Origin of the sequence: Streptomyces sp. NPDC001068 (genome assembly GCF_042897315.1) — a bacterium.
Taxonomy (GTDB): Bacteria; Actinomycetota; Actinomycetes; order Streptomycetales; family Streptomycetaceae; genus Streptomyces.
Genome location: NZ_JBIAYD010000001.1, coordinates 579,859 through 600,164 on the forward strand (window position 1 = coordinate 579,859; position 20,306 = coordinate 600,164).

General features: G+C 73.7%; 15 protein-coding genes. 3 read left to right on the forward strand and 12 right to left on the reverse strand.

Annotated features, from left to right (window positions below; all coding sequences use genetic code 11):
• Positions 1–21 precede the first annotated feature (21 nt).
• Positions 22–1,869, reverse strand: a complete 1,848-nt coding sequence (locus ACFY3I_RS02530; RefSeq protein WP_390858988.1) for a transketolase — start codon at positions 1,867–1,869, stop codon at positions 22–24.
• Positions 1,870–2,146: 277 nt separating this feature from the next.
• Complete coding sequence (locus ACFY3I_RS02535) at positions 2,147–2,608, reverse strand: phage holin family protein (RefSeq protein ID WP_390858989.1); 462 nt, start codon at positions 2,606–2,608, stop codon at positions 2,147–2,149.
• Positions 2,609–2,696: 88 nt separating this feature from the next.
• On the opposite strand from ACFY3I_RS02535, the gene ACFY3I_RS02540 reads away from it, so the two are divergent.
• On the forward strand, positions 2,697–3,047 hold the full coding sequence (locus ACFY3I_RS02540; protein ID WP_390858990.1) for a VOC family protein: 351 nt from the start codon (positions 2,697–2,699) through the stop codon (positions 3,045–3,047).
• Here ACFY3I_RS02540 and ACFY3I_RS02545 read toward each other — a convergent pair whose 3' ends face one another.
• The 10 genes from ACFY3I_RS02545 to ACFY3I_RS02590 form a co-directional block, all read right to left on the reverse strand.
• Entirely contained in the window at positions 3,048–5,000 is a 1,953-nt protein-coding gene (locus ACFY3I_RS02545; RefSeq protein ID WP_390858991.1) for a DUF5107 domain-containing protein, read from the reverse strand. It lies immediately after the preceding gene.
• An 81-nt stretch (positions 5,001–5,081) separates the two neighbouring features.
• The gene (locus ACFY3I_RS02550; protein WP_390858992.1) at positions 5,082–5,636 is read right to left on the reverse strand and encodes a GNAT family N-acetyltransferase; all 555 of its coding nucleotides are present in this window, start codon (positions 5,634–5,636) and stop codon (positions 5,082–5,084) included.
• 55 nt (positions 5,637–5,691) lie between these two features.
• Positions 5,692–6,615: an LD-carboxypeptidase gene (locus tag ACFY3I_RS02555; protein WP_390858993.1), complete on the reverse strand. Its 924-nt coding sequence runs from the start codon at positions 6,613–6,615 to the stop codon at positions 5,692–5,694.
• Positions 6,612–8,546, reverse strand: a complete 1,935-nt coding sequence (locus ACFY3I_RS02560) for an LpqB family beta-propeller domain-containing protein (protein ID WP_390858994.1) — start codon at positions 8,544–8,546, stop codon at positions 6,612–6,614. The genes ACFY3I_RS02555 and ACFY3I_RS02560 overlap by 4 nt, the downstream gene beginning before the upstream one ends.
• A gap of 8 nt (positions 8,547–8,554) precedes the next feature.
• Positions 8,555–9,859, reverse strand: a complete 1,305-nt coding sequence (locus tag ACFY3I_RS02565) for a M20/M25/M40 family metallo-hydrolase (protein ID WP_365295364.1) — start codon at positions 9,857–9,859, stop codon at positions 8,555–8,557.
• Positions 9,852–10,685, reverse strand: a complete 834-nt coding sequence (locus ACFY3I_RS02570) for a M55 family metallopeptidase (RefSeq protein ID WP_390858995.1) — start codon at positions 10,683–10,685, stop codon at positions 9,852–9,854. The genes ACFY3I_RS02565 and ACFY3I_RS02570 overlap by 8 nt, the downstream gene beginning before the upstream one ends.
• 109 nt (positions 10,686–10,794) lie before the next feature.
• Positions 10,795–11,520: a class I SAM-dependent methyltransferase gene (locus ACFY3I_RS02575; RefSeq protein WP_390858996.1), complete on the reverse strand. Its 726-nt coding sequence runs from the start codon at positions 11,518–11,520 to the stop codon at positions 10,795–10,797.
• Positions 11,521–11,654: 134 nt separating this feature from the next.
• Positions 11,655–14,120, reverse strand: a complete 2,466-nt coding sequence (locus tag ACFY3I_RS02580; protein ID WP_390858997.1) for a SpoIIE family protein phosphatase — start codon at positions 14,118–14,120, stop codon at positions 11,655–11,657.
• 175 nt (positions 14,121–14,295) lie between these two features.
• The gene (locus ACFY3I_RS02585; protein WP_390858998.1) at positions 14,296–16,719 is read right to left on the reverse strand and encodes an MFS transporter; all 2,424 of its coding nucleotides are present in this window, start codon (positions 16,717–16,719) and stop codon (positions 14,296–14,298) included.
• A 191-nt stretch (positions 16,720–16,910) separates the two neighbouring features.
• Entirely contained in the window at positions 16,911–17,354 is a 444-nt protein-coding gene (locus ACFY3I_RS02590) for an SRPBCC family protein (RefSeq protein WP_365295357.1), read from the reverse strand.
• Positions 17,355–17,535: 181 nt separating this feature from the next.
• Here ACFY3I_RS02590 and ACFY3I_RS02595 point away from each other — a divergent pair, with 181 nt between their 5' ends.
• Both ACFY3I_RS02595 and ACFY3I_RS02600 read left to right on the forward strand, forming a co-directional pair.
• Entirely contained in the window at positions 17,536–18,576 is a 1,041-nt protein-coding gene (locus ACFY3I_RS02595; RefSeq protein WP_390858999.1) for an Rv2578c family radical SAM protein, read from the forward strand.
• Between the two features lie 165 nt (positions 18,577–18,741).
• Entirely contained in the window at positions 18,742–20,295 is a 1,554-nt protein-coding gene (locus ACFY3I_RS02600) for an alpha/beta hydrolase (RefSeq protein ID WP_390859000.1), read from the forward strand.
• Positions 20,296–20,306: the final 11 nt, after the last annotated feature.

The following is a 20,306-nucleotide window of genomic DNA, read 5'->3' on the forward strand; positions in this document are numbered from 1 at the left end:
CGATCGCCGTCCCGGCGCGGGTCATCGCACCACCGCCTCTTCGACGAGCAGCCGGCCGGCCGCCGCGATCGCGTCGGCGTCGATGCCCGCCGCGTGCAGTTGCTGGTCGGGCGCGGCCGAGCCGGGCATGGTCCGCACGGCGAGCCGTACCAGGCGCGGTACCGGCCGGCCGTCCGCGAAGGCCTCGGCGACCGCGTCGCCGAGCCCGCCCTCCTCGTGGTGGTCCTCGACGGTGAGCAGGCAGCCGGTCTCCTCGGCGGCCAGGCGCAGCGTCCGCTGGTCGACGGGCTTGACCGAGTAGAGGTCGACGACCCGGATCCGGATGTCCTCCTCGGCGAGCGCGTCGGCGGCCTTCAGCGCCTCGTGCAGGGTGACCCCCGCGGCCACCACGGTGAGCCGGTCCGCGTCGGAGGAGCGCAGCACCTTGGACCCGCCCACCGGGAACTCCTCCTCCGGTCCGTAGATCACCGGGTGGGCACCGCGCGAGGTGCGCAGGTAGCGGATGCCCTCCAGCCCGGCCATGGTCGCGACGAGCTTGGCGGTCTGGTTGGCGTCGCAGGGGTAGAGCACGGTCGAGCCGTACAGCGAGCGGAACATCGCCAGGTCCTCCAGGCCCATCTGGGAGGGCCCGTCCTGGCCGATCGCGACGCCCGCGTGCGAGCCGACCAGGTTGATGCCGCTGCCGCTGATCGCCGCCATCCGGACGAAGTCGTGGGCGCGGGTCAGGAAGGCGGCGAAGGTGGCCGCGTACGGTACCCAGCCACGGGTGGCCATGCCGACCGCGCCCGCCACGAGTTGCTGCTCCGCGATGTAGAACTCGAAGTACCGGTCGGGGTGTTCCTTGGCGAAGAGTTCGGTGCGGGTGGAGTCCCCGACCTCGCCGTCCAGTGCGACGACGTCGGCACGGGCGGTGCCGAGCGCGGCCAGCGCCCGGCCGAAGGCGTCACGGGTGGCCACCTCGTCCCCCTGGTCGAAGCGCGGCAGTTCGAGCGCGCCGGTGGGCACGGAGTGCAGGGCGCGGGCCGCCGGAGGCTCCTGCACGTGGACCCGCAGGTCCCGCACCCCGCCCAGTTCGGCGATGGCCTCCTCGGGGTCGGGCAGCGGCTTGCCGTGCATGCCCTCCCGGTCCTCGACGGCGGCGACGCCCCGCCCCTTGCGGGTGCGGGCCAGGATCACGGTGGGCTGTCCCGCGGTGCCCGTGGCCTCCGCGCAGGCGCGGTCGACGGCTTCCACGTCGTGGCCGTCGACCTGCACGGTGTGCCAGCCGAAGGCCTCGAAGCGGCGGGCGTAGGCGTCCAGGTCGTGGCCGTGCCGGGTGGGGCCGCGCTGACCGAGCCGGTTGACGTCGACGATCGCGACGAGGTTGTCGAGGTGCTCGTACCCGGCGTGCTCGGCCGCCTCCCACACCGAGCCCTCGGCCAGCTCGCTGTCCCCGCACAGCACCCAGACCCGGTAGGGGCCGTGCTCCAGCCGTTTGCCGGACAGTGCGATGCCGACACCGACCGGCAGTCCCTGGCCCAGGGAGCCGGTGGCGGTCTCCACCCAGGGCACCCGGCGCGGGGTGGGGTGTCCCTCCAGGTGGGAGCCGAGTTGCCGGAAGGTGAGCAGTTCGGCGTCCTCGATGGCGCCGACCGCCTTGTAGGCGGCGTACAGCAGGGGCGAGGCGTGCCCCTTGGAGAGGATGAAGCGGTCGTTGCCCGGGTGGGCGGGCCGGTCGAAGTCGTAGCGCAGGTGGCGGGCGAGCAGGACGGCCATCACGTCGGCGGCGGACATCGACGAGGTCGGATGCCCGGACTCGGCCGCGGCGGCCGCCCGTACGCTGTCCACGCGCAACTGCTGGGCGAGTTCGACGAGTTCGGCGGTGTTCATGCGACTCCTTCGAAGGGAGTGTCCGTGGCGGTTGCGGGCTTCCCGGACGGCTCTGGCGGGACGGCGCAAAGGGACGCCGGGGACGGTTCCGGGCCGGCCGCGCGGAGGATCGGCCGTGCGGCCCCCGGCGGACCGGCGGACCGGCGGGGGCCGGTCACGGCCCGGGGTCGACGGCTCACGGCGCGCCTCCGGGAGCGCGTCCGGGTTCCCGAGGCCTCCCACGTAAAACCGTAGGCGGGCCCGTCGCGCGGCGCCCGCCGAGACCGTGCGGCCCGGGTCAGGCCCGGCGGCGCGGTGCGTCCGGACCGGCGTCGGGCGCGAGGGGCACGACCGGTGTGATCGGCGGTACCGGCGGCTGCCCCGGCACGGGCGGATACGGCAGCCCCGGCCCGGCCGGCGGCCCGGCGGGCGCCGAGCCCTCGGGGAGCCGGTGGTGAGCGTGCCGGTGGCCGGGCCGCGCGGCCTTCCTCAGCGCCGCGGCGACCGCGCCCAGGACCACCGCGGTGACCAGGGCCGCCGCCCACCCCGGCAGCACGAGGGCCAGGGCCAGGCCCGCGGCCGCGGCCACCGCCGCCCCGGCGTAGAGGGCGACCGCGCCGGAGGCGCCGTACAGCAGGGCGGCCCGCCGCCGCTTGCGTCCCTGCTCGCGCAGCTCATCCCGTACGGTCTCGCGGGCGACCTGAGCCAGTTCGTCGACGAGGTCCTTGTCCAGATGTTCGAGATGATCCAGATGTGCCATGCGGGGCGGGTACCCGGACGGGAAAAGCCGTAACAGGAGATCACCGGAGGCGGCGCCCCCGCGCCCCGGCGCCAACTAGGCTCCTCGCATGGAGATTCTGGGCGCCTCCCTGCGCATCTGCGTCGACGACCTCGAAGCCGCGATCCCGTTCTACGAACGCCTCTCCGGCGGTACGGCCCTCCGGTTCGAACGCGGGGGCGTCCAGGTCGCCGCGGTCGGATCCTTTCTGCTGATGAGCGGCCCGGAGGCCGAGCTGGAGGTGCTGCGCAAGGTGACCGCGACGATCGCGGTGCGGGACGTCGACGCGGCCCACCGGCTGCTGGACGGCCTCGGCGCCCGCATCCTCGCCGGGCCGGTGCCCACCCCCGCGGGCCGCAACCTGCTCGCGATGCATCCCGACGGTTCGGTCTTCGAGTACGTCGACCAGCAGCCGTCCTGATCAGGGCTGCCGCGGGCGCATCCGGAAGTCGTACCGGCCGGGCAGCGGGTCGTCGGTGAGCCGTGCCCACAGCCGGTCCACGGCGTCGTCGCCTTCCCGCAGGTCGGCGACCTCGAACCCGGCCTCGAACACGGCCCGGGCCGCGGCCCGCCGCCCCTCGGCGAGCAGCAGCTCCGCCTCCAGGAGCCGGAACCGGCCGCGCTCCCGGGCGGCCCTGGGCAGCGCCTCCCATACGGCTCGGGCGTCGGCGGCCCGCCCGGCCCGCAACAGCGCTTGGAGGGCCTCCCGGCCCAGCGCGGCGGCCGCCGCCGTCCAGACCTCGCCGTCGTCGCGGCGCTCCCGGCTCAGGTCGTCGAAGGCGTCGGCGTACCGCTCGGCGGCCCGTTCGTGGTGCCCGTACTCCTGGTCGGCGACGGCCAGGCAGCGCAGCAGCGGCCACAGCGAGGGTGCGAGGTGCAGGGCCCGCTCCCAGCTGCGGACGGCCTGGGCGCGGTCACCGGCGTGCCACTGGGCGACGCCCAGGTGGTACTCGGTGTGCGGGGTCGCGGGGGCCGTCTCCAGCATGTCCCGCCAGTGCGGGGCGACCAGGGTGGGGCCCGGCGGCCGGACCCGGCGGGGTTCGGGCAGCGTGCCGGTGCGCAGCAGTTCGCGCCACGGCGCCTGCTCCGCACCGAGCGTCGACTCCGGGAACGGCGTGCCGGGCAGTTTCAGGTCCGTCCGCAGGACCTCCAGGGCGCCCCACCCCGAGCCGGTGGCGAGGAGCTCGCCGGGCGGTGAGTCGGCGTACGGCCGCCAGGCCTCGTGCGCGGAGTCGAGCGCGGCACGGGGCAGGGCGTCCGCCAGCCGGTCCTCGACCGCCGCCACGAGCGTCTCCTCGGCCGTGCCCGTCGCCGTACCCGGCTCGACCGAGAGCGGCCCGTACGCCTCCAGCCAGCAGACCTCGCTCCGCGCCTCCAGCCTGACGTGCTCCAGCTGGGTGCGGGCCGGTCCGGCCTGGATCTCGAGGTAGCCGCCGGTGCCCGGTTCGCCGAGCCATTCCTGCCAGCGCCGGCCACCGGGGCCCGAGCCCCACACGAACAGCTTCCGGCCGCGCAGCACGTCGGTCGAGGTCTGCGCCAGTCCGCGCCCGGCCGGGTCCAGCGCGGCGATCCAGCGGCGCCGGCCCTCCGGCAGGTCGTAGAAGTAGTCGGTGGCGTAGGGGTGCCGGGTGCCGTGCGGGGGCACGGGCACCGGTCGCAGCCGCCGCTCCGGCCCGAACTCCCAGGCCCGCGTGGCCGGGACCACGATCCGGCGGTCCTCGGGCACGGCCGTGTTGGACCACCAGTACAGCGGTGCGGGGCGCTCGTGCGGATTGCGGACCCGGACGCCGACGTAGAGGAAGTCGGAGCCGTCCGGCAGCCACAGGTCGACCTGGAAGGGCAGGTCACGCAGCCGCTCCCACTCCCAGAGCCGGAGCATCTCGCCGCCGTCGGGGGCGGGCACCCGGGCCGCGTGCAGCGGGGCGCAGGACAGCGTGGTGTGGCCGGTGGCCCCGATGTTCCATTCGATGCCACCGGCGTACCAGGCGCCGTTCAGGGCGAAGTTCGCCGGCTGGAACACCGGGTTGCGGTAGAGGAGTTCAGGGCCGGCGGGCAGCCGGACCAGGGAGGCGATCCGGCCGCCGAGGCCGGGCAGGACGGTGGCGCGCAGCCGGTCGTTCTCGATCACGAGCGCGTCGAGGGTGCGGGGGTGGCGGGTTCTGCCGTAGCCGTCGCGGATCCGCACCGGCAGCAGGCTGCGCAGCGGCTCGTGGCCGAGCTGCCGGGCCATGTCCGCGGGCAGGCCGTCCCGGTCGCGCTCGTGGACTCGGTGGACCTCGTCGAGGGGGCGGAGCGGGGGCAGCGGGTTGTCCGGGCCCAACTCGGCCGCGGGCAGGGTCAGTACCTCACGTCGGATCCTGGTCACGATCGCCATGGAACCCGGCACGGGACGAACCGGCCAGGGGAGCTGCCGGTCAGGATTGCGCAAAGGCCGGGCTGGTGCGGATCCCCGGGTTCAGCGCATCTCGGCGGTGATCGCCCACCGCTCGTGGTCGCGCCAGGCCCCGTCGATGTAGATCATGGCCGGTGAGAAGCCCTCCAGCCGGAAACCGGCGCCGCGCGCGAGCGCGATGGACGCGGTATTGCCGGGCTGTACGTTGATCTCCAGCCGGTGCAGCCGCATCGGGCCGAAGGCGTGGTCGACGACCAGCCCCAGGGCCTCCCGCATCAGCCCGCGCCCGGCCGCGTGCGCGAACACCCCGTAGCCGAGGGCGCCGCACTGGAAGCCGCCCTCGACGATGTTGTTGATGTTGATGAACCCGGCGATCGCCCCGCCGTGCTCTCCGCCCTCCTTCTCGCAGACCAGGAACCCGGCCTTGGTGCGGTCCTCGATCAGCCGTCCCGCGTAGCCGGCGTAGGCCGCGTCGGTGGTGGGCGGGAACAGCCAGGGCTGGTGGAGGTCCTTGCTCTCCCGGGCCCGGGCGATGAACTCGGCCCCGTCCTCGTAGCTGAAGTGGCGGATGCCCACCCGGGGGCCCTCGGCGAGATAGCGGGAAGCGATGTGCGGCATTCCGCCAGCCTATGCGCAGCCGGGCCGCCCGCTGCGCGGAACGGGCCCCGCGGACTCAGCTCAGCGCGGGCCCCACCAGGGTGAGCGTGCCGGCGTCGGCGTCCAGCTCCGCCGTGACGCCGAGCGGCATGGTCAGGGCGGACGCGCAGTGTCCGAAGCCGAACTCCTCCACGACCGGCACCCCGAGCCCGCCGAGCCGGTCAGCGAGTACCGCCCGCACCCCCTCGTACGGCCCGCAGCGGTCCCAGGACCCGAGCAGGATCCCGGCGACGCCGTCGAGCCGGCCGGACCGCAGCAGCTGGGTGATGCTCCGGTCGAGGCTGTACGGCTGCTCGCCCACGTCCTCCAGCAGGAGCAGCGCGCCGCGCGCGCCGGGGAGGGTGTGCGGGGTGCCGATGCCGGTGGCGAGCAGGCGCAGGCAGCCGCCGACCGTGACGCCCCGGGCCCGGCCGGGCACCAGTGCGCGGCCCCGGCCGATGATCGTGCGGACCGTCTCCGGGGCGAAGAGCGTGGCCCGCAGGTGCTCCTGTGCCTCGGTGCTCTTGACGAAGTCGACGCCCGCGGCCACCGGCCCGTACAGGGTGGCGAGCCCGAGCCTGGCGGCGAACGCCTCGTGCAGCACGGTCGCGTCGCTGAAGCCGACGAACGCCTTCGGTCCGGCGGCCCGCATCGCCTCCCAGTCGAGCAGGTCGACCATGCGCTGGGCGCCGTAACCGCCGCGCGCGCAGAGCACCGCGGAGACCGACGGGTCGCACCAGGCCCGCTGGAGGTCGGCGGCCCGGTCGGCGTCGGAGCCGGCGAGGTAGCCCAGCTCCGGGTCCCTGGCGAGCACGTGGGGTGCCACCACCGGGTCGAGGTCCCAGCCGCGCAGGATGTCGAGGCCCGCCTGGAGCCGCTCCTCCACCACCGGCCCGCTCGGCGCCACCACGGCGACCCGGGCTCCGGGGACGAGCCTCGGCGGTCGTACCGGCTCTCTCACTTCACCAGCTCCAGCTCGGGGATCCCGGACACGTTCAGTCCGAACACCTGGGCGTACAGGGAAAGTTCGGCCTCCAGGGCGCGCACCATGGTCTCGGCGCGGCGGAAGCCGTGGCCCTCCCCCGGGAAGGTGAGGTAGGCGTGCGGCACGCGCCGCCCGTCGAGGCCCGCGAGGAAGCGTTCGCACTGCACGGGCGGGCAGATCACGTCGTCCAGGCCCTGGAGCAGCAGGAAGGGCGCGGAGAGCCGGTCGGAGTGCTCGCTGGGCGAGCGCTCGGCGTACCGCTCGGGGACCTCGGCCAGCGGCCCGATCAGTGACTCCAGGTACCTGGACTCGAAGTCGTGGGTCTCCCCCGTGCCCCAGCCGGTGAGGTCGAGGATGGGGTAGGAGATGGTGCCGCAGGCGTAGACGTCGGTGCCGGTCAGCGAGGCGGCGGCGGTCCAGCCGCCGGCGCTGCCGCCCCGGATCGCCAGCCGGGCGCGGTCGGCGGTGCCCTCCTCGGCGAGGGCGACGGCGACGGCCGCGCAGTCCTCGACGTCGACCACGCCCCACTGCTCGCGCAGCCGGTTGCGGTACTCCCGCCCGTACCCGGTGGAGCCGCCGTAGTTGACCTCGGCGACGCCGATGCCGCGGGAGGTGAAGTAGCCGATCGCCAGGTCGAGGACGAGGGGCGCCCGGCCGGTGGGGCCGCCGTGCGCCCACACGACGTACGGGGGCAGCTCGCCGTCGGGCGCCCGGTGGCCGGGATGGTGGGGCGGGTAGATGTGGGCGTGCACCTCGCGGCCGCCGGGGCCGGCGAAGGTGCGCACCCGCGGCTCGGGGTAGTGGGCGGGGTCCACCGGGTCGTGGTGGGCGGCGCCGACGACCCGGGCGCGGCCGCTCGCGGTGTCGAGTTCGACCACCTCGTACGCGGTGCGCGGGCTCGCGCCGACCGCGACGACGCGGGTGCCCTGGCCCGCCAGGGAGGGGGCGAACTCGGTCCACGGACCGGCGGCGTCGACGAGGGCACCGGTTTCCGGGTCGAGTATCCCGAGCGTGGTCGCCCCCCGCCCGTGCACGACGGCGATCAGCCCGTTGTCCAGCGGGGCGAACCAGCGCTGGCCCAGCTTCCAGAGCGGCCCGGCGAACTCCTCCTCGCGCGGGCACAGCGGGCTTCCGTCGCGGTAGAGGTTCCACCAGCCGCTGCGGTCGCTCGCGTACAGGAGCCGGCCGTCCTTCGCCCACTCGACCTGGGCGATCGACTCCTCCGGGCCGCCCGCGACCGTGCGGATCCCGTGCAGCGTCCCGTCGTCGCCGACCTCGCCGACCAGCACCTCGGTGCCGTCCCACGGCATCCGGGGGTGGTCCCAGGCGAGCCAGGCGGCCCGCTTCCCGTCGGGCGACAGACGCGGGCCGGTGACGAACCGGTGCCGTTCGGCGGTGAGTTCGCGCACCGCGCTGCGGTCCTCGGCGGCCGAGCCGTCCAGCGGTACGGCGGCGAGCACCCGCCGGACGTCGCTCGGACCGTCCCCGGTGAACTCCTCTAGGACGCACCAGACCTCACCCCGGTCGGGCAGCAACCGCGGGTCGGCCCAGCGGAGTCCGGAAGGGGTCAGCGGGCGCGGCTCGGAGCCCGGCTCGAACCGGTACAGCCGCTGGTCGTCGAAGTGGACGAAGACCAGCAGCGGTTGGCCGCCGGCCTCGGGCACCGCGCCGGCCCAGGGCTGTCCGCCGTACTCGATGACCCGGCTGCGGACGTTCCACGGCGCGGGCAGCACCGACTCCCCGGTGCCGCCCCGCACCAGGGTCCGGCGACCGCCCTCCGCCGGGCGGGGTTCGGTCCACCAGGGTTCACCGCCGACGAAGCCCACCCACTCGGGGCTGCCGTCGTGCGCGGCCGCCAGGGCCGCGTCGATGGGCGAGGGCCAGGAGCCGTACGGCTTGGTCTCCACGATGTCTCCTATGCGGTGCGCAGGAAGCGGTCCAGGACCCGGACGCCGAAGTGCAGTGCCTCGACGGGGACACGTTCGTCCACGCCGTGGAACATGGCCTGGTAGTCGTACCCCTCGGGCAGCCGCAGCGGCGTGAAACCGTAACCGGTGATGCCGAGCCGGGAGAACTGCTTGGCGTCCGTGCCGCCCGACATGCAGTAGGGCACGACGTGCCCCTCGGGTGCGAACTCCTCGACGGCGGCGCGCATCCGGGCGTACGTCGGCGAGTCCAGCGGCGCCTGGAGGGCGGTCTCGCGGTGCTGGAACTCCCAGTCCACGTCGGGCCCGGTGAGTTCGTCCAGGGTGGCGCGGAACTCGTCCTCGGTGCCGTGCAGATGGCGTCCGTCGACGTGGGCGACGGCCTCGCCGGGGATGACGTTGACCTTGTAACCGGCGCTCAGCATGGTGGGGTTGGCGCTGTTGCGGACGGTGGACTCGACCAGCTTGGCGGCCGGGCCGAGCTTGGCGAGGAGCAGGTCGACCTGGGTGAGGTCGGGCTCGACGCCGTAGAGGGCGGCGAGTTCGGTGAGGGCGGCGGTGACCGTCGGGGTGAGCCGGAGCGGCCAGCTGTGCTCGCCGATGCGGGTGACGGCGGCGGCGAGCCGGGTGACCGCGTTCTCGTTGTTGACCTTGGATCCGTGTCCGGCGCGTCCGTGCGCGGTGAGCTTCAGCCACCCGGTGCCGCGCTCGCCCGCGGCGATGGGGTAGAGCTGCCGGCCCAGGCCGTCGTGGAAGGTGAAGGCGCCCGACTCGCTGACGCCCTCGGTGCAGCCCTCGAACAGCTCGGGGTGGTGGTCGGCGAGGAACCCGGAGCCGTCCTCGGCGCTGGCCTCCTCGTCGGCGGTGAACGCGACGACGATGTCCCGGCGCGGCCGCACCCCCTGCCGGGCCCAGGCCCGGACCACGGCCAGGATCATGGCGTCCATGTTCTTCATGTCGACGGCGCCCCGGCCCCACACGACCCCGTCGCGGATCTCCCCGGAGAAGGGGTCGACGCGCCAGTCGGCGGCCTGCGCGGGCACCACGTCGAGGTGACCGTGGACGAGGAGCGCGTCCGCCGACGCGTCGGTCCCCTCGATGCGCGCGACGACGTTGGTGCGGCCCTCGGTGCGTTCCAGCAGGATCGGCTCCAGGCCGGCTCCGGCCAGCCGCTCGGCCGCGTACTCGGCGGCGGGCCGCTCCCGGCAGTCGCCGCCGCCGAAGTTGCTGGTGTCGATCCGGATCAGCTCGGAGGTGAACCGGACCACCTCGTCGAGCGCCTGCTCGTCAGCCATACTGCTCCTCCACCGCGGCCGAGACGATCGTGGTGACCGCCTTGAAGGTGCGGATGCCGTCGTACATGGTCCCCTCGGTGTACGCGACCTTCCGTTCGCCGATCCGCTCCACGCCGGGGACGACGGTGGCGGAGAGCGCCAGGTGCTCGGCGTCGAACTCCAGGGCGATCGTGAACGGCCCGCCGGTCACGGGTTCGTGGCGCACCGCGAGCGCGGCCGCCTCCTTGGCGGCGGCCCGGATGTCCGCGGCGGTCCTGGCGGGCGTGCGGCACTTGGCCGCGTACCTCGACACATGGTCCTTGACGGCGACCTTGAGGGCCTCGGGCGCGTAGCCGAGGGCGTCCTCGCAGGCCAGGTCGTCGCCGGTGACCAGGACGACGGGGACGCCGTACTCGGCGACGACGTGGGCGTTGAGCAGGCCCTCGCTGGCGCGGACGTCGTTGAGCCAGACGCCGGTGATGGAGTTGGCGAGGTAGGTGTGGGCGAGGACGCCCTCCATGCCGGCACCGGTGTGGTACCCGATGAAGGCGATGCCGTCGACGTCGCCGTGCTGGACGCCCTCGACCATGGAGAGGTTCTTGTGCCGGCCGGTGATCATCTCGGCGCGGTCGTCGAGCTTCTCCAGGAGCAGGTTGCGCATGCTCCAGTGGGCCTCGTTGACGAGGACCTCGTCGGCACCGCCGTCGAGGAAGCCGAGCACGGCGGCGTTGACGTCCGAGGTGAACATCGACCGGCACCGCTCCCACTGCGGCGTACCGGGCAGCACGTCACCGGGCCAGGTCACCCCGGTGGCGCCCTCCATGTCGGCGCTGATGAGGATCTTCATGGGGCGTCACGTTACGCGTCCGGGCGGCCGCCGACCAGGAAGCGGGCCTTCCCCCTCGGCGGCGGGACGCGCCGGCCCCGCCACGAGGCCGGCGGCCGCTCCGGCCGGGTCAGTTCGGGCGGCCGGTCACCACCCACTGGGACGGCAGCACGACCGGTTCGCCGTCCGGCGTGAACTCGGCCGTCATCAAAGGCAGTTGGCCACTCGCCAGGATCGTCAGGCCGGCGTTGCGCAGGTACTCGGGCACCGCGGCGTCGGCGACCTCGCCGGGGGCGATGCCGTGCCGGAAGATCGGGGCGAGCTTGGGCGGCGGACCGGACGGGCTCTGGGCGAGGCCGCCGAGGAGGGGGCGGGCGGCCTCGGAGAGTTCGACGAGGAAGGCCCGGCCGCGGTCGCCGACGAGAGTGGCGAGGGTGTCGGCCAGCGGCTGCCGGTCGTCGGGGTCGCACTGGTGCAGGACGCCCCTCATGTAGACGTTGGCGTCACCGAGTTCCGCGTGCAGTGCCTCGGCCTCGGTCTTCTCGGCCGCGTCCAGCTGCCGGTACCGGGCCTGCCCGGCCGGGTCGGCGCGACGGGCGTGTTCCAGGGCGGCCTCGGCGATGTCGGTGCCCAGCACACGCGGGAAGCGCCCGGCCAGGAAGCGGGTCTGGGTGCCGTTGCCGCAGCCGAGGTCGACCAGCGGCAGGCCGGGGTCGACCAGGTGGGGTTCGAAGAGGGAGACATGGGCCTCGGCGGTCACGCCCGGCTCGGCGTCCCAGAACACCGCCCCCGTCCCGCCAGGCGCCTCGCGCCAGAAGCCCTCCCAGGCGTCCCGGTACCGACTCGTCACGCTCATGCCCAACTCCCCAGGGTGTGACCGCAGAAGGCCGCCGTGTACGACGGGCCAGTACGGTCTACCCTGCGCCGGTTTCGGCGACAAGCGCCTGGCGCGTTCCTTCACGCCGCTTTCGAAGAACGTGCGCCCCTCCGTCAACCGCGGCGCGAGGTGAGTTCGAACCAGACGGTCTTTCCGGCGGCGGTACGGCTGGTGCCCCACTCCCGGGCCAGTGTGCTGACCACCCGCAGTCCGCGTCCGGCCTCGGCTCCGGGATCGGTGCCGAGCAGGGTCGGCAGGGTGTGGTCGTCGTCGTCGACCTCGCAGAGCAGGGTCTCGCCGCGGATCAGCCGGAGCTGGACGGGCCGGCTGTGGGAGTGCCGGATCGCGTTGGTGACGAGTTCGCTGACCAGCAGGCCGGCCGGGTCCGCGAGCCGGGCCAGGCCCCAGCCGTGGAGCTGTTCGCGGACGGCGGCACGGGCCCTGCCGACCTCGGCGGGGTCGAGGGCGAGCCGCCATTCGGCGACGTCGTCCGGCTCGATGCCGTTGAGGCGGGTCATCAGCAGGGCGACGTCGTCCTTGCGGCCGCCGCGGCCGGTCTCCGGGAAGGTCGCGGCCAGGGCACGGACAATGGTGTCGCAGGCGTCGTCCATGGAGGCGGCCGGGTGGGCGGCGGACTCGCAGAGGGCGGCGAGCCCGACCCCGATGTCCTCGCCGCGCATCTCGACCAGCCCGTCGGTGCACATCACCAGCCGGTCACCGGGCTGCACGCGCACCCGCAGCGACTCGAAGGCGACCCCGCCGACCCCGACGGGCGCCCCGGTGGGCAGGTCGAGCAGTTCGCTGGTACCGTCGACGGCCCGGACCAGTACGGGCGGGATGTGACCGGCGTTGGCGAGGTGGAGTTCGCCCCGGATCGGGTCGTAGACGGCGTACAGGCAGGTCGCGAGGTAGCCCTCGCCGAGCCGCTGGGCCAGGTCGTCCAGGTTGCGCAGGAGTTGGGCCGGCGGCAGGTCCAGGGCCGCCATGGTCTGCACGGCCGTCCGCAACTGACCCATCATCGCGGCCGAGTTGAGGCCGTGGCCCATGACGTCGCCGACCACCAGGGCGGTCCGGGCGCCGGGGAGCTTCACGGAGTCGAACCAGTCGCCGCCGATGCGCCCGAGCAGGGTGCCGGGCAGGTACCGGGTGGCGATGTCGCAGCCGGCCATGCGCGGCGGTATGTGCGGCAGCATGCTGTCCTGGAGGGTCTCGGCGACGCTCTCCTGGAAGGTGTACATGCGCGCGTTGTCGAGTACCAGGCCCGCGCGGGCGGCGAGTTCGGCACCGGTGACACGGTCCATGTCGTCGAACGTCTCGCGCTCGGGGTGGCGCAGCAGGATCATGAAGCCGAGCACGACCTGGCGCGCCTTGAGCGGGACCACCAGCATCGAGCGGCCGGTGATCAGCGGCCGGATGTCGCGCTTCTCGAACTGCGCGGCGATGGCGTGGCCCGCCTCCACGCTGATGCGCGGCACCAGGACCGGTTCGCCGCTGGTCATGCACTGGAAGAACGGGGTGTGCGCGGGGAAGGGCATGGCCTCCCCGACCGGGACGACGTCGTCCCAGCGGCCGGGTTCGTCGGTGTGCTCCAGGGCCACCCGGTGCCACATGGTGGTGGTGTCGGGCGCACCGTCCGGGAACCCCTCGCCCGCGACGACCTGTTCGCGCAGGTAGGTGCCCGCGACGTCGGTGAAGCGGGGCACGACGGCGCGGCTCACCTCGACGATGGTCCGGGACAGGTCGAGCGAGGTGCCGATCCGGCCGCTGACCTCGTTGAGGAACTCCAGGCGGTCGCGGACGGCCGCGTACTCCAGGTCCTCGCCCTCGTCGTCGGCGAGGGCGGCGGGCACCGGCAGGCCCTGCGCGGCCGCCCGGGCGGCCCGCTCCCGGCGGGCCTTGCGCTCGGTGCGCCGGGCGACACCCCAGTCCGGGGTGACGGGCACCCGGTCGTTCTGGCTGAACTCCAATATGGGGTAGCCGAGTTCGAGCACCTGGGCGACGATCCGGGCGCTCTCGTCGACGCTCATGCTGGGCAGGATGTCCGGGAGTCTGCGGGCGAGTTCCTCGGCACCGGGGAAGTCGGTGTGCAGGGCGAATCCGGGTGCGACGCGCTCGAAGACCCCGTCGTCGGCGGGCTCGGACCGCCGCAGCAGCCCGGCGTCGGCGGCGAGCACCAGCAGCCGCTCCTCGCCGGGTCCGACCAGCGGGTAGGCCCACCACAGCACATCGACACGGTCGCGCTCGGGCACGGTGATCCGGGCGCGGCCCGCGGCGGGGAAGTTGAGCCGCCCGTCGAGGGAGGACTCCAGGTCGGGACCGAGCCCGTCGTAGGCCGCGTAGGCGCCGTACGGGGTGATCTCGTCGTCCTCGGGGAGCGCTCCGGAGACCGGCAGCAGGTCGAGGACGGGGCGGCCGACGGCCTGTTCCCGCACGGCTCCGAACAGCCGGCGTGCTCCGGTGCTCCAGTGCGACACCAGGCTGTCGCGGCCCACGACGACCACGGACAGGGGGATCCGGCCCGCGGCCCCTCCGCCGGCACCGAGGCCGGGGGGTGCGTCCCGCTCGCCGCCATGGTCCATGGCTCAGGCCCTCTCTCCCCACGACTGCGCGAAAGATCTGTGCCGCCCGCCACTACCGTACGGTGGCCGTCGGTTGCGATGTGTGGCAATTCTGGAATTGGTTTCACCGGAGCACACCGGCGCGCAGGTCCGCGTCCCCGCGCCCCGCGCGATCGGCTCCCGCGCGCCCTTCCGGTCAGTCCTCGTGGCCCAGTTGGAGATCGCGTTCGGTCCGGCCGCCGCCGGCCACCTGCAGCACCGTGGCGACCGGCGGGTAACCGGCGGCGATGACGGTGTATTCGCCTGAGGAGAGGTCGACGAACCGGAAGGTTCCGTCGGGACCGGTGGTGAGGGTGTCCACGACGTTCCCGGCGGCGTCGAGCAGGGTCACGCGCGCGTCCTCCACGGGCCGCCCGCCGCCGGCCCGTACGGTGCCCTTCAGCACCGCGCCGCCCGCGAGTTCGACGTCCTGCCGGGTCTCCCGGGACGCCTGCACGGTGACCGGGAGGGCGGCCGGGCGGAAGGCGGGGGCGCTGCCGGCCAGGGTGTACTCGCCGGCCACCAGCTCGGTGATGACGTAGCCGCCCTCGCGTCCGCTGCGGGTGCTGGCGACGACCTCGCCCTGCACGTTGGTGAGGGTGACGGTGGCGTCGCGGACGGGGGTGCCGTCGGCGGTGCGGACGGTGCCGGCGAGGCGTCCGGCGCCGCCGAGGACGACGTCGAGTTCGACGGGACGCTCGCCGACGGTCACGGTGACCGCCTGCGGCTGGTGGCCGCCGGCGGCGGCGATCAGGACGTACGCCCCGGCGCCCGGCGTCGCCAGGGCGTACCGTCCGTCGTCGCCGCTGGCGCCCCGGCCGATCTGCCGGCCGACCGCGTCGATGAGGGTGAGGGCGGCGCGCGGCACCACGGTCCCGTCGGGGTGCTGCACCGTGCCGCAGACCGCGATCCCGGCGCCGTGCGGCGAGCGCGGCGAGGTGTGGGTGCCGCCGGCCGGGGATTCGGGGCGGGCCTGCGGGATCGCGGTGTGCAGGGCGGCGGACTCGGTTTCGGCGGCGTGGTGGGACACCAGCGGTTTCTCCTTGAGGAAGCAGGCGATGAGCAGGCCGAGGACGAGCAACGGGACCAGGTAGAGGAAGATCCGGGGCATCGCGTCGGCGTACGCGCGGATGTAGGCGTCGCGCAGGTCCGGGGGCAGCGCGTGCACGAGCTGCGGGGTCAGGGACTCGGGGTCGGGCAGCCCTGCGTGGGCGGGCAGGCGGGTACGCAGGGCGTCGGTGAGCCGGTCGGCGAACAGGGTGCCGAAGACGGCGGCGCCGACGCTGCCGCCGATCTGCCGGAAGTAGTTGTTTGCGCTGGTGGCGGTGCCGAGGTCGGAGGGCGGCACGGAGTTCTGCACGGCCAGCACGAGCACGGGCATCACCAGGCCGATGCCGGCGCCGAGCACGGCCATCCAGACGCTGTACTGCCAGCGCGGGGTGTCCACCTCCAGCCGGGACAGCAGCCACATGCCGGCCGCGGCCAGTCCCCCGCCGAGCACCGGGTAGACCCGGTAGCGCCCGGTGTGGCTGATCAGCTGGCCGCCGACGATCGAGGCGCCGACGATCCCGCCCATCATGGGGAGCATCAGCAGTCCGGACTCGGTGGCCGAGGCGCCGTCGACCATCTGCAGGAAGGTCGGCAGGTAGCTGGCGGCGCCGAACAGCGCGACGCCGATGACCAGTCCGACGAGTGCGCTCACGTTGAAGACGGAGTCCCGGAACAGCCGCAGCGGGATGAGGGGTTCGGCGGCCCGGTGCTCGGCGAACAGGAACAGCGCGGTGGCGGCCACGGCACCGGCGCCGAGCCCGAGGACGACACGCGAACCCCACGCGTACTCGGTGCCGCCCCAACTGGTCAGCAGGACCAGGCAGGTGGAGGCGGCGCCCAGCAACAGGGCCCCCACGACGTCGAAACGGGCCCGGGTGGGCGGCTTGGGCAGCTTCAGCACGGCGGTGACGACGGCCAGCGTGACCAGGCCGAAGGGCACGTTGACGTAGAAGCACCAACGCCAGGAGAGGTGGTCGGTGAAGTAGCCGCCGAGCAGCGGTCCGGCGACCGAGGCGAGGCCGAAGGCGGCGCCGATCAGCCCCATGAAGCGGCCGCGCTGCCGGGGCGGCACGATGTCGGCGATGATCGCCTGGACGCCGATCATCAGGCCGCCGGCGCCGACGCCCTGCACCGCGCGGAAGGCGATCAGCTGGTCCATGCTCTGCGCCCGGCCGGCCAGGGCCGAGCCGACGACGAAGACCAGGATCGCGAACTGGAAGACGCTCTTGCGGCCGACGAGGTCGCCGAGTTTGCCGTAGACCGGGAGGCCGACCATGGAGGTGAGCAGGTAGGCGGTGATCGCCCAGGACATCCGGTCCAGGCCGTGCAGTTCGCCGACGATCCGCGGCAGCGCGGTGGCGACGATCATCTGGTCCAGGGCGGCCAGCAGCAGGGCGAGCATCAGCCCGCAGAACACCAGCCGGGTACGGCGCGGCCCGAGCCCCGGGACGGGCGGCAAAGCGGGTTCCGGCACGAGGACGTCGGCGGGTGCCGCGGCCGGCTCCTCGTACTGCACCAGAGTCGTCCCCACGTACCGCTCCCCTCGTCGCGCCTGCGCACGGTCACCGCCTGGTGTCCCGCTGGGCGACAACTGTGGGCAAGCACGACGAGTTACGGCACGGGGCCGGCCGGGCCGGAGATCCACTCGAACCGGTGAGAACCGGCCGGAGAGGTCAACGCCCTCTGTTCATCCGGCGGTTGTCTGCCGCCGTCGTACGAGGGCTACTTCTCGACCTCGGTGGCCAGCTTGCCGAGCACCTCGTCGTAGATCCGGCCGAGCCCCTTGGGCGCGAAGGTCTTCTCGAAGAAACCGCCGATGCCGCCGGCGCCCTGCCAGGTGGTGTGCACCACGACCCGGGAGCTGCCCTCACCGGCCGGCGTGACGCGCCAGGTGGTGACCATGGAGGAGTTGCGGTCCTTCTCGACCAGCTCGCCGTCGGTGGGCTCGCTGACCTCCAGCAGGCAGTCGCGGACGCGCTTGCTCGTGGCCTGGAGCTTCCAGTGGACCAGGGTGCCCTCGCCGTCGCCGCCCTCGCGCACCTCGTACTCGCTGAAGTGCTGGGGCAGCAGCTTCGCGCGCGTGCCGCTGTAGTCCGCGAGCGCGTCGAACACCGTCTCCGCGTCGGCGGCGACGACCCGCTCCGTAGTGGCCTCGACCTGCGCCATTGAGTTCCTCCAGCACCTGAGTTCTCGGGGTTGACGGCAAGCCAACCACCCCGGCGCCCGGCCGCCCAAATCGGGGTGGCGGAAGCGGTCGGAAACGGTGTGCGCACGGTCTCCACGGATCGTCCGCACGATCATGGGAACAGATGTTCTATTCTGGGTCCAGTGCTACCGAGGAGGCGTCATGCGCTGGGAGAACCTCACCGAGGAGGCCGAACACGGCCGCGCCGGGACCGCGCTGTTCGGTGCGGACGCGGTCACGACCCGCACCTTCGACACGCCCGAATTCCGCGGGATCACCTTCCACGAGGTGCGGGCGCGGTCGATCGTCAACCGGGTGCCGGGCGCCTCGCGGATGCCGTTCGAATGGACGGTGAACCCGTACCGGGGCTGCTCGCACGCGTGCGTGTACTGCTTCGCCCGCAAGACCCACGGTTATCTGGACCTCGACACCGGGATCGGCTTCGACACCCAGATCGTGGTCAAGGTCAACGCCCCCGAGCTGCTCCGCCGCCAGCTGGCCTCACGGCGCTGGCAGGGCGACCACGTCGCGATGGGCACCAACGTCGACTGCTACCAGCGCGCGGAGGGCCGCTACCGGCTGATGCCGGGGATCATCTCGGCCCTCACCGACCACGCGAACCCCTTCTCGATCCTCACCAAGGGCACGCTGATCCTGCGCGACCTAGACCTGCTGCGGCGGGCGGCCCAGGTCACGGACGTCGGCATCTCGGTCTCGGTCGGTTTCGTCGACCCCGAGCTGTGGCGCACCGTGGAGCCGGGCACCCCGGCGCCCGAGCGCCGCCTGGACGTGGTGCGGGCGCTCGCCGGCGCCGGCATCGGCTGCGGGGTCCTGATGGCCCCCGTGATCCCGTTCCTGGGTGACCACCCGGCCCAACTACGGTCCACCGTAAGGGCGATCGCGGCCGCCGGGGCCACTTCGGTGACACCCCTGGTGCTGCATCTGCGCCCCGGTGCCCGCGAGTGGTTCATGAGCTGGCTCGCGGCCCACCACCCGCACCTGGTGCGGCGCTACGAGCGGCTCTACGCGGAGGGCGCCTACGCGCCGAAGTGGTACCAGCGCCGGATCACCGGCCAGGTGCACGAACTGGCCGAGGAGTACGGCATCGGTCCCGGCCGCGCCGGGGCGGTCCGGCGGCCGCCGGTCGCGGTGCCGGAGGAGGAGCCCGCGCCGCCGGAGCCGACCCAACTGACCCTGCTCTGAGCACGGTCGCCGACCAGGCGTTCGGCGGGGAGCGTTCGAGCGCAACCCTCGGCCCAATTGGGTCAATAATCGTCAGAACAGGTTCTTCCGGGTGCTCTTGCCGGGACGATGCGGCGAGGACCGTGACCCGTGCGGTCCGCGACACCTCCGTCCTGGGAGGACCCCATGCGAACACGCGCAGCCGTGCTGTGCGCCGCCGCCGTCATGGCCGGTTCGGTCACCGCCCCGCCCGCGAGCGCCGCCGTCCGGGTGCCCTCGGTGGCCTGGAAGAAGTGCGGCACCACCGACTATCCGACGCTGCAGTGCGGCACCCTCCAGGTACCCCTCGACCACCGGGACCCGGGCGGCAGGAAGATCACCCTGGCCCTCTCCCGCGTGCCGCACACCGCGTCCGCCTACCAGGGCCCGCTGCTGGTCAACCCCGGCGGCCCCGGCGGCAGCGGGACGAGCCTCGCCGGCTTCGTCGCCTCCACGCTGCCCAAGGAGGTGGCGAGCCGGTACGACGTCATCGGCTTCGACCCGCGCGGTGTGGGCGAGAGCAGCCCGGCGATCGACTGCGCGCCCGGCTACTTCGATCCGGTGCGCCCGGACTCGGTGCCGGCCACGCCCGAGCTGGAACGGGCGAACCTGGAGCGGGTGCGGTCGTTCGCCGCGGCCTGCGGCAGGAAGTACGCGAGCGTGCTGCCGTACCTCGACACGGTCAGCGCCGCCGAGGACATGGACTCCGTCCGCCAGGCCCTCGGTGCCGCCCGGATCAGCTACTTCGGCTACTCGTACGGCACCTACCTGGGCGCCGTCTACGCCAAGCTGCACCCGGACCGGATCCACCGCCTGGTCCTGGACTCGGTCGTGGACCCGACGGGGGTCTGGTACGACGACAACCTCGGCCAGGACTACGCGTTCGACGACCGTCACCGCGCCCTGATGGCGTGGATCGCCAAGTACGACTCCACCTACAAGCTCGGCTCCGACCCGGCGCGGGTGGAGTCCGAGTGGTACGCCATGCGGGCGGCGCTGGCCGAGAAGCCGGCCGGCGGCAAGGTGGGCGCCTCCGAACTGGAGGACACCTTCATCCCGGGCGGCTACTACAACGGCTACTGGCCCTACCTGGCGGAGGCGTTCTCGGCCTACGTACACGGCCGGAAGACGGCGGCGCTGGTCGAGGCGTACGACAACTTCGGCGCCGTCGACGCCGCGGGCGACAACGGGTACAGCGTGTACGCGGCCGTCCAGTGCCGGGACGCCGGCTGGCCACGGGACTGGGCCCAGTGGCGCAAGGACAACTGGGCGGCCTACGAGAAGGCGCCCTTCATGGTCTGGAACAACGCCTGGTACAACGCGGCGTGCGCGTCCTGGCCGACGTCCGCCCTGAAGCCGCCGTCCATCGCCAACGACCGGCTGCCGCCGGCCCTTCTCTTCCAGGCCACCGACGACGCGGCCACGCCCTACCAGGGCGGCGTCACCACCCACCGGCTGCTGGCCGGCTCCAGCCTGGTCGTCGAGGAGGGCGGCGGCAACCACGGGATCACACTGAGCGGCAACACCTGCCTGGACGACCACCTCGCGGCCTACCTGGCCGACGGCACGGTGCCGCGCGGCGACGGCACCGCCGACGCGGTCTGCCCCAGGACCCCCGACCCCAGGCCCCTGAGCACGAGGGCGGCGTCCACGTCGTCCCGCGGCTCCATCCTGCACGGGCTGCTGGGCTTCCGCGGCTGAAACGGACCTGA

Bases quoted from the DNA above. Each gene is read 5' to 3' on its own strand.
- ACFY3I_RS02580 (WP_390858997.1), bottom strand. From the start codon at position 14,120: ATGGACCATGGCGGCGAGCGGGACGCACCCCCCGGCCTCGGTGCCGGC.
- ACFY3I_RS02535 (WP_390858989.1), bottom strand. From the start codon at position 2,608: ATGGCACATCTGGATCATCTCGAACATCTGGACAAGGACCTCGTCGAC.
- ACFY3I_RS02530 (WP_390858988.1), bottom strand. From the start codon at position 1,869: ATGAACACCGCCGAACTCGTCGAACTCGCCCAGCAGTTGCGCGTGGAC.
- ACFY3I_RS02545 (WP_390858991.1), bottom strand. From the start codon at position 5,000: ATGGCGATCGTGACCAGGATCCGACGTGAGGTACTGACCCTGCCCGCG.
- ACFY3I_RS02575 (WP_390858996.1), bottom strand. From the start codon at position 11,520: ATGAGCGTGACGAGTCGGTACCGGGACGCCTGGGAGGGCTTCTGGCGC.
- ACFY3I_RS02565 (WP_365295364.1), bottom strand. From the start codon at position 9,859: ATGGCTGACGAGCAGGCGCTCGACGAGGTGGTCCGGTTCACCTCCGAG.
- ACFY3I_RS02590 (WP_365295357.1), bottom strand. From the start codon at position 17,354: ATGGCGCAGGTCGAGGCCACTACGGAGCGGGTCGTCGCCGCCGACGCG.
- ACFY3I_RS02600 (WP_390859000.1), top strand. From the start codon at position 18,742: ATGCGAACACGCGCAGCCGTGCTGTGCGCCGCCGCCGTCATGGCCGGT.
- ACFY3I_RS02540 (WP_390858990.1), top strand. From the start codon at position 2,697: ATGGAGATTCTGGGCGCCTCCCTGCGCATCTGCGTCGACGACCTCGAA.
- ACFY3I_RS02550 (WP_390858992.1), bottom strand. From the start codon at position 5,636: ATGCCGCACATCGCTTCCCGCTATCTCGCCGAGGGCCCCCGGGTGGGC.
- ACFY3I_RS02595 (WP_390858999.1), top strand. From the start codon at position 17,536: ATGCGCTGGGAGAACCTCACCGAGGAGGCCGAACACGGCCGCGCCGGG.
- ACFY3I_RS02570 (WP_390858995.1), bottom strand. From the start codon at position 10,685: ATGAAGATCCTCATCAGCGCCGACATGGAGGGCGCCACCGGGGTGACC.